At 72.4% G+C, this 7,830-nt stretch carries 9 protein-coding genes and 1 pseudogene; 7 read left to right on the top strand and 3 right to left on the bottom strand.

Going from position 1 to position 7,830, the window contains the following annotated elements:
• Positions 1-185: 185 nt before the first annotated feature.
• Complete coding sequence (locus tag C1I99_RS26800; protein WP_111136998.1) at positions 186-788, bottom strand: dTMP kinase; 603 nt, start codon at positions 786-788, stop codon at positions 186-188.
• Between the two features lie 128 nt (positions 789-916).
• Here C1I99_RS26800 and C1I99_RS26805 point away from each other — a divergent pair, with 128 nt between their 5' ends.
• On the top strand, positions 917-1,474 hold the full coding sequence (locus C1I99_RS26805; protein ID WP_111136999.1) for a dihydrofolate reductase family protein: 558 nt from the start codon (positions 917-919) through the stop codon (positions 1,472-1,474).
• Positions 1,471-2,337: a TrmH family RNA methyltransferase gene (locus tag C1I99_RS26810; protein WP_233512734.1), complete on the top strand. Its 867-nt coding sequence runs from the start codon at positions 1,471-1,473 to the stop codon at positions 2,335-2,337. The genes C1I99_RS26805 and C1I99_RS26810 overlap by 4 nt, the downstream gene beginning before the upstream one ends.
• A gap of 207 nt (positions 2,338-2,544) precedes the next feature.
• Here the strand turns inward: C1I99_RS26810 and C1I99_RS26815 are convergent, their stop codons facing one another.
• Together C1I99_RS26815 and C1I99_RS26820 are read right to left on the bottom strand one after the other, a co-directional pair.
• The gene (locus C1I99_RS26815) at positions 2,545-2,733 is read right to left on the bottom strand and encodes a DUF397 domain-containing protein (RefSeq protein ID WP_438941451.1); all 189 of its coding nucleotides are present in this window, start codon (positions 2,731-2,733) and stop codon (positions 2,545-2,547) included.
• Positions 2,724-3,521 carry a helix-turn-helix domain-containing protein gene (locus C1I99_RS26820; protein ID WP_111137001.1) on the bottom strand — a complete coding sequence of 266 codons (798 nt, stop codon included), beginning with the start codon at positions 3,519-3,521 and terminating at the stop codon, positions 2,724-2,726. Before C1I99_RS26820 ends, C1I99_RS26815 begins: the two co-directional genes overlap by 10 nt.
• 535 nt (positions 3,522-4,056) lie before the next feature.
• Here C1I99_RS26820 and C1I99_RS34240 point away from each other — a divergent pair.
• From C1I99_RS34240 to C1I99_RS26845, 5 genes and pseudogenes are all read left to right on the top strand, one after another.
• Positions 4,057-4,344 (top strand): hypothetical protein, encoded by a 288-nt coding sequence (locus C1I99_RS34240; protein WP_233512735.1) that lies wholly within the window; start codon positions 4,057-4,059, stop codon positions 4,342-4,344.
• The gene (locus tag C1I99_RS26830; protein ID WP_111137002.1) at positions 4,341-4,829 is read left to right on the top strand and encodes a glycine-rich domain-containing protein; all 489 of its coding nucleotides are present in this window, start codon (positions 4,341-4,343) and stop codon (positions 4,827-4,829) included. Before C1I99_RS34240 ends, C1I99_RS26830 begins: the two co-directional genes overlap by 4 nt.
• Positions 4,830-4,843: 14 nt before the next feature.
• Positions 4,844-5,623: a phosphotransferase family protein gene (locus C1I99_RS26835; RefSeq protein WP_111137003.1), complete on the top strand. Its 780-nt coding sequence runs from the start codon at positions 4,844-4,846 to the stop codon at positions 5,621-5,623.
• A 13-nt stretch (positions 5,624-5,636) separates the two neighbouring features.
• Positions 5,637-5,867: pseudogene (locus C1I99_RS26840) on the top strand (TrmH family RNA methyltransferase); the annotation flags it as partial.
• A gap of 76 nt (positions 5,868-5,943) precedes the next feature.
• Positions 5,944-7,827, top strand: coding sequence for a PucR family transcriptional regulator (locus C1I99_RS26845; protein WP_111137004.1), 1,884 nt, complete (start codon positions 5,944-5,946; stop codon positions 7,825-7,827).
• The last annotated feature ends 3 nt before the right edge of the window (positions 7,828-7,830 follow it).

Consider the following 7,830-nt stretch of genomic DNA (forward strand, 5'->3'; position numbering starts at 1 on the left):
CCCCGCAGCCAGAGCAGCGGCGGCAGCAGGGGGAGGGCCGGGGCCTCCCCTCGGACCTCCTGCGCTGGCTCCAAGGCCGCAACGGCTGAACGGCGAGCGGGGCACCTTACGCCGCAGGTGGTGCAGGGCCCCCGCGTGACGGCTCAGGCTGGTGAACGGGCCGGGCCGGGCTCAGTCGCGCGCGGTCAGCGCCCGACCAGGGGCGATACCACCCGGTCCAGCGCCGCCGCCACCTCGTCCGGGTCGCGGTCGCCGTCGATCACCAGGAACGACCCGAACTCGGGCAGCGCCCGGTAGGCGCCGTCCAGCGCGCGCAGGTGCCCCAGCTCCTCGGTGTCGATGCCGCGGGCCAGCACTCGCCGCCGGGCGACCTCCGGCGACGTCGCGAGGAAGCAGACAACCGTCGGTCTCGGGAAGATCGCGTACGCCGCCCGGACCGCCCGCCGCCCGCGATCGCCGCGGGCCGCCATGATCACGTACTGGCACCAGGTCCACCGGTCCAGCACCGCCGTCCGCCCGGTCAGCCGGGTGACCAGCAGCGTGCGGGTCATCGCGGCCGCTCGGACGGCCGCCTCCAGGGCCGGATAGCCGGTACGGCCGAACAGCGCCACCCCGTCCGGCCGGCCGAGGGCCCGGGCGAGCCGGGTCCACAGCGGCCGGCCGCCCGCGTTCTCGAAGTACGTCGCCGGGTGCCCCCGGGCAGTCAACCGCCGCGCCAGCGCCCGGGCCTGGGTGCTCTTGCCGGAACCGTCGACTCCGAGCAGGGCGATCATCACGGGGCGGACCACGGGACCGGACGGTAGCCCACCGGCGCAACCGGCGAAAAAGAATCCCTCCGGGTTGTCGAATCCCGTCCGGCGGCTCCGACCCACCGGTGAGCGCGCCCGCCCGGGCGCCACCGATCAGGAGGAACATCATGCGCAAGCTCGTCTATTGGGTGCACCAGTCCGTCGACGGCTTCATCGAGGGACCGAACGGCGAATTCGACTGGCCGGCCATGGGGCCGGAGCTGTCGGCGTACTCATTCGAGCTAACCGACCGGGCGGACACCTTCCTCTACGGCCGGAAGGTGTGGGGGTTGATGTCCTGGTACTGGCCGCGCGCGGAGCAGATCTCCCAGGACCCGCACGACCTGAGGTTCGCCCCGGTCTGGCGGCGTACCCCGAAGATCGTCATTTCCCGGACGCTGGAGAGCGCCGAGTACGAAGCCCGGGTGATCGGCCGCGCCCTCGGCGCCGAGATCGCCGAGCTGAAGGCACAGCCCGGCGGGGAACTGCTGCTCACCGGCGGCTCCGGTGCCGCGGCCGCGCTGACCGGCCTGGGCCTCATCGACGAGTACCAGGTGGTCGTGCACCCGGTGGTGCTCGGTGGTGGCACGCCGGTCTTCCCCGACAAGGAGCGCCTCGACCTGCGGCTGGTGGAGACCCGCAGCTTCGATGGCCGGTCGGTGCTGCTGCGCTACGTGCGCTCGTGAGGCGGGCGGGGCGGCCGGCGCCGGGCCGCCACCCGGTCCGGCAGAATCGGCGGGTGCCCGTTCACCAGATCACCGACCCCGACGACGACCGGATCGCCGACTACCGCGCGTTGACCGACGTCGAGCTGCGCACCCGGTGGGAGCCGCCGCACGGCCTGTTCATCGCCGAGGGGGAACTGGTGCTGCGCCGGGCGCTGCGGGCCGGCTACCCGGCCCGGTCGTACCTGGTGGACGCCAAGCGGGTCGACCAGCTCGCCGACCTCGACACCGGGGACGTGCCGGTCTACGCGGCCACCCCGGACGTGCTACAGCGGGCCACCGGCTTCCACGTGCACCGCGGGGTGCTGGCCTCGTTCCGGCGCAAGCCGCTGCCGGCCGCGGCCGAGGTGCTCGCCGAGGCGCGCCGGGTGGTGATCCTGGAGGACGTCAACAACCACACCAACCTGGGCGCGATCTTCCGGGCGGTGGCGGCGCTCGGGGTGGACGCGGTGCTGCTCTCCCCGTCCTGCGCCGACCCGCTCTACCGGCGCAGTGTCCGGGTCAGCATGGGCGAGGTGTTCGCCGTCCCGTACGCCCGGCTGGAGCCCTGGCCCGACGCACTGGCCGAGGTCCGCGCGGCCGGGTTCACGGTGCTCGCGATGACCCCGGCGCCGGACGCGGTGCCGATCCAGCGGCTCGGCGCCGCGCAGCGGGCCCGCTCGGCGCTGCTGCTCGGCGCCGAGGGGGCGGGGCTGACCCGGGCGGCGATGGACGCCAGCGACGCCCGGGTGGTGATCCCGATGCGCCGCGGTGTGGACTCGCTCAACGTGGCCGCGGCGACCGCGGTGGCCTGCTGGGAGCTGGGCCGCGACGACCCGCTGTGACGCGGCGGGGCCCTTTTTTCGGCGGTGGCGCCGGCGGGCGGTCGAGATTCCAGGTCACGGAGGGTAGCGTGTCGCCCGTGTTCCCTACCGTCCGTGAGGTCCTCGCGCTGGACCCGGTCCGCGCCGAGATCGACATGACGGAATGATGTGCTGAACACAGAAGGCCCGGCTCCCTACTCGGAGGTCGGGCCTTCTTGCGTTTCCGGGTCAGTTCTGCTTGGCGAAGTTGACGAATGCCTGCCAAGACTTCGGGTTGAAGTGGAGGGTGCCGCCCTCCCGGTCCTTGGTGTCGCGCACCAGCACGACGCCCGGCATATTGTCGGCAACTTCGACGCAGGACCCGCCGTTACCGCCGGACTTCGTCGACTTCCGCCACTGTGGGGTCATCACGTCCATGACTTCGCCACTTCCTTGATCAGCTCGAAACTCTGCCGGCGGGGGAGCGCTTCGTTCCGCACGACCTCCCACGTCTTCGCCAGCTTAGCGACATCCGCAGGCGCATCGACGATCTGTGCGTTGAGCTGGTTGTCCGCGTGGGCCACCCGGGCGCCGTCCAGCAGCTCAGCGATGATGAACTGACCGGCCAGCCCCAGGTACATGCCAGCATCCACCGGCACGATGTGCACCTGAATATGCTCCCACGCCGCCAGCTCGGCCAGCCGCTCGCACTGCTCGGCCATCAGGCCCGGCTGGTCCAGCACCGGCCGGCGGAGTACGGACTCGTCCAGGACGGCGATGAGCTGGGGCGGGCGCTCGCGCTCCAGAATGGCCTGCCGCTCCAGTCGGGACGCCACGATCCGGTCGGCCTCCTCCGGGGCGAACCGGCCGCCGGCCAGTGTCGCTCGGGCGTACCGCTCGGTCTGGAGCAGGCCGGGCACGTAGGCCAGCTCGAACCATCGCAGCGTGGTTGCCTCGCGCTCGAACTCGATCCACTCTCGCAGCCAGGTCGGCTCAGCGTCGAGCTTGGCCAGCCTCTCCAGCATCCGCAGGAAGCGCCCGCCCGTGTTGTGGTGCTCGTCGACTACCCGCATGTACTCCTTCGTGGGCGGTCGGCCGCCGGTCTCCACTGAGCTGACATGGGAGCCGGAGTACCCGATGCCCTTGCCGAAGTCATCCTGGCTGAGCCCGAGCCCTGCTCGGAACAGCCGCAACTCCTCCAGCACGTAGTCCGTAGCGGTCCCCATCAATCCTCCAACTTCTGCTCAGTCTCGGCGGCGGGTTGCTCACGGCTGCTCAACTGGCCGGCTGGCCTGCGCAGATGCGGCGAGAACGTATCGACCGTAGTCCCGTCCTAACCAGACTGTCACCTATGCGGGCTCGCTTCACGCCAGGGAGGGCTGGGGCGGGCTTCGGCCGGGCCGTCTGTGTACCCCCCAGGAAATCGGCGGCCCCTCCAACCTCCAGGGAGGTCGACGTGCGAATCAGGTGGTTCGGGCGAGACAGCGCGCCGAAGCCTCCTCGACTGCGGGCAAGCTGCCAGCCGACGTGGATGTGGGAGCCAACCCGCGCGTACCCGACCCTCCAGCCCGGCCGCGCCGGCCGGCTGACGCCGGCTCAGGAGTACCGGGCGAACGGAGGGCGCCAGCCGTGACAGCCCGGCGAGTCCCCCACCTTCCGATGCGCCCGCTCTGGCGGTGCCGGAACTGCGGTGCGGGATGGCCATGCCAGCCGGCCCGCCTGTCCCTGCTGAGCGAGTATCGGGGCAATCGCAATCAGCTCATGGTCTACCTCGCCCAGCAGATGACCGAGGCGCACGACCAGCTCAACCCGAGCAACCCGCTCGACCTGACCGACCGCTTCCTCACCTGGGCCAGGGCCAGGCCCGAGGACGAACGCGAGCGTGGCCCGCCTCTACACGCCGAGGGTGAGAGGCCCGCCCGGCGGAACTATTCCCGACCTCATGATCGCTTCGCGGTAGGACAGGCACGGACGCAACCCAGCCTCGAAGGTGACGCGATGACGCGCGTCTTCCTCGCTGACCCGCACATGATGAAGGAGGAGCCTTGAGTATCACCACAGACAGGCCGGTCACGATCGCCGCAGACCCCCGAACCCTCGTCTCGGCCGAGGTGTTCGACAAGACCACCCGCTACTTCGCCGCCAGGCAGGAGGTGACCCAGGCCTACGCCGAGCGTGCGGTCGGGCAGTTTTTCGTCTTCCTGAAGGCCTACGCCGACGCGCAGGACAACCCCGGTTTCGGGTTGCTGCTTCCGTCCGGAGAGTCCTACCGGGTCGTCCCGACCCGTCCGGTTGACGCCGTCTGGCACGCCGCCCTCCAGATCAGTGAGCCCTACACCGCCGCCTGCACGGCGATCGCGGGCCACTACGTCCACCACCGCCCGATCCTGACCGAGGCCATGCGGGACGGCACCGCCATCGACTACACGCTGGCGGCGTTGCGGGACACCGGCTACCTGGTCGACATGGAATTCTGGGCTGGTGAGGCCGAGTCCTGCTGTCCGCCGAACCCGCCTCAGCCCGGCAAGGCATAACGAGAAGAGAACCGATGCGCAGTGACTGGGCCACTCTGCCTGAGACCGTTACGGCGCGGATCGCCGAACGGGTCGGCGGAGCCTTCGACGTAGTCCCGGCTCCGAGTGGCGACCATGCGGAGATCGCCTCGACCGTCACCGGGCCGGACGGGAAGGTCTTCGTCAAGGCGGCTTCTGCCCGGTTGAGCTTCCAGTCACTGCGCTACGAGCTGGCGGCAACCAAGGCCATCGGCTGGTACCCGCCCGCAGTCCTGTGGCACTTCGAGTGCGACGGCTGGTTGGTGGTGGGGACCGAGCATCTTGACGGTCCCCACCCCGATCTGTCCCCCGGCAGCCCGGATCTCGATCTGCTTGCTGTGACACTGAAGGAACTCCAGGAGACTCCCGCGCCGGGCGAGCCGTGGTTCACCCCGGAGGCCCGGCTCGGATTCGCGCATCCAGCGATGAACGGTCGGATGCTCGTCCACTCCGACCTCAACCCGGCCAACTTGATCGTGACCACACGCGGCCTACGGATCGTCGACTGGGCATGGGCAACCAGGGCCGCTTCATGGGTCGAACTCGCGTTGCTCGTCCAATGGTTGATCGGCAGCGGCCACACTCCCGAACAGGCAGAAGAGTGGCTGGCGCGGTTCCCCGCATGGGCTGCGACTGACCGCGAAGCCTTGGATGTTTTCGCATCGAAGAACGCCTCGAAATGGTCGGTCAAGTCCCGGCAGAGCACCGAGGAGTGGGTACACGATCTTGGGGTCTGGACCGGTGAATGGGCGGCCCACCGGCGTAACAGACGGTGACGAGGCCCCGACGCTCGCGATGACCCCGGCGCCGGACGCGGTGCCGATCCAGCGGCTCGGCGCCGCGCAGCGGGCCCGCTCGGCGCTGCTGCTCGGCGCCGAGGGGGCGGGGCTGACCCGGGCGGCGATGGACGCCAGCGACGCCCGGGTGGTGATCCCGATGCGCCGCGGTGTGGACTCGCTCAACGTGGCCGCGGCGACCGCGGTGGCCTGCTGGGAGCTGGGCCGCGACGACCCGCTGTGACGCGGCGGGGGCCGTTTTCGGCGGTGGCGCCGGCGGGCGGTCGAGATTCCAGGTCACGGAGGGTAGCGTGTCGCCCGTGTTCCCTACCGTCCGTGAGGTCCTCGCGCTGGACCCGGTCCGCCACGGCGCGCCGCGCCTGGTCGCCGGGGACGCCGGGCTGGACCGTCCGGTGCGATGGGTGCACGTGGCCGAGGTGCCGGACATCGCCACCCTGCTCGGCGGCGGTGAGCTGGTCCTCACCACCGGCATCGGGTTGCCCGCCGACGACGCCGGGCTGCGCGCGTTCATCGGCGACCTGGCCGACGTGGGCGTCTCCGGGCTGGTCGTCGAGCTGGGCCGCCGGTACCTCACCGGGGTGCCCCGGGTGATGGCCGCCGCCGCCGAGCGGCGCGGGCTGCCCCTGGTCGAGCTGCGCCGGGCCACCCCGTTCGTCCGGATCACCGAGGCGGTGCACGCACTGATCGTGGACGCCCAGCTGACCGAGCTGCGGGCCACCGAGGAGATCCACCAGCGCTTCACCGAGCTCTCCGTCGAGGGTGCCGGGCCGGGCGAGGTGGTCCGGCAGGCCGCCGAGCTGTCCGGATGCCCGGTGGTGCTGGAGAACCTCTCCCGGCAGGTGCTCGCGTACGACCCGGCGGGGGAGAGCGCCGAGCTGCTGCTGAACGGCTGGGAGCAGCACTCCCGCCGGATCCGGCCGGCCGGGCGGACGGCGTACGACGCGGACAGCGGCTGGCTGGTGACCACGGTCGGTGCCCGGGGGCAGGACTGGGGGCGGCTGCTGCTGCGCTGGCCGGCCGGCGGGGAACTGACCCCCGGACACCCCTCCCGGCTCGTCCCCGCCGCGCCGGCCGACGAGGGGGCCGAGCCGGCGGCCGGAACGGCCGAGGTGGCTCGGGCCGGGGATCTCCCCACCCGGCTGACCATCCTGATCGAGCGGGCGGCCTCCACCCTGGCGTTGGGCCGGCTGATCCGGCGGGACGCCGAAGGGCTGGAGCGGCAGATCCACCGCACCCTGCTCACCGCCCTGCTCGACCACACCCGGCCGGTGGACGAGGTGGCCCTGCGCGCCCGGGCGCTCGGGGTCGTGCTGGAACGCCGGCACCTCGTCGGGGTGGTGATCCGGCACCGGGCGGACGACTCGGGCGAGCACGCCCCGACGGGCGACCCCGGCGAACCGGGCCACTTCGGCGAGCCCGCCCCGGACGCCGGCCCGGCCCGGCTGCGGGATCTCGCCGAGACGGTCGGGCAGGCGCTGCGCGAGGCGAAGCTGACCGGCCTGAGTAGCGCTGTCGACGACCACGCGGTCGGCGTGCTGCTGGCCCTGCCCGATCCGACGGTCGAGGAGCGGGCGCTGGCCGCGTTCGCCACCGCGCTGCGCCGGGCCCGCCCCGACGGCCGGCACCTCGAAACCGTGCCCCGCCAGCTCGACGCCGCCTCCGCCGGGCAGCCGGGCGGCCGGCCCGGCCGGGCGCCCGGTGGCGGTGCGGGCCGGGGCGCGCCGCCCGGGTCCCCCGGGCTGATCATCGCCGCCGGCTCCGGGGTGGGCAGCCTCCGGGAGGCGCGGCGCTCGCTGATCGAGGCCCGGCAGATCGCCGACGCCGCCCGGCGTGACCGACGCGACCTGCCGATCTTCCGGCTGCCGCACGTCGGGCTAGCCGGGCTGCTGCACCTGCTGCGCGACGAGCCGCGCCTGCAGACCTTCGTCGAGCGGGAGCTGGGCGCCCTGCTGGCGTACGACGCCCAGCACCCCCGGGAGCAGCTGCTCGGCACCCTGCGCGCCTACCTGGAGCAGGGCCGGAACAAGTCGGCGGCGGCCGCCGCGGCGCACCTGTCCCGGCCGGCGTTCTACGAGCGGCTGGCCCGGATCGGCCGGATCCTCGACGTCGACCTCGACTCGGTCGACGCCTGCCTCTCCCTGCACGTCGCCCTGCTCGCCCTGGACGCCGTCCGCACCCCCTAACCC

The sequence above is a fragment of the Micromonospora deserti genome, assembly GCF_003236335.1.
Classification (GTDB): Bacteria; Actinomycetota; Actinomycetes; order Mycobacteriales; family Micromonosporaceae; genus Micromonospora; species Micromonospora deserti.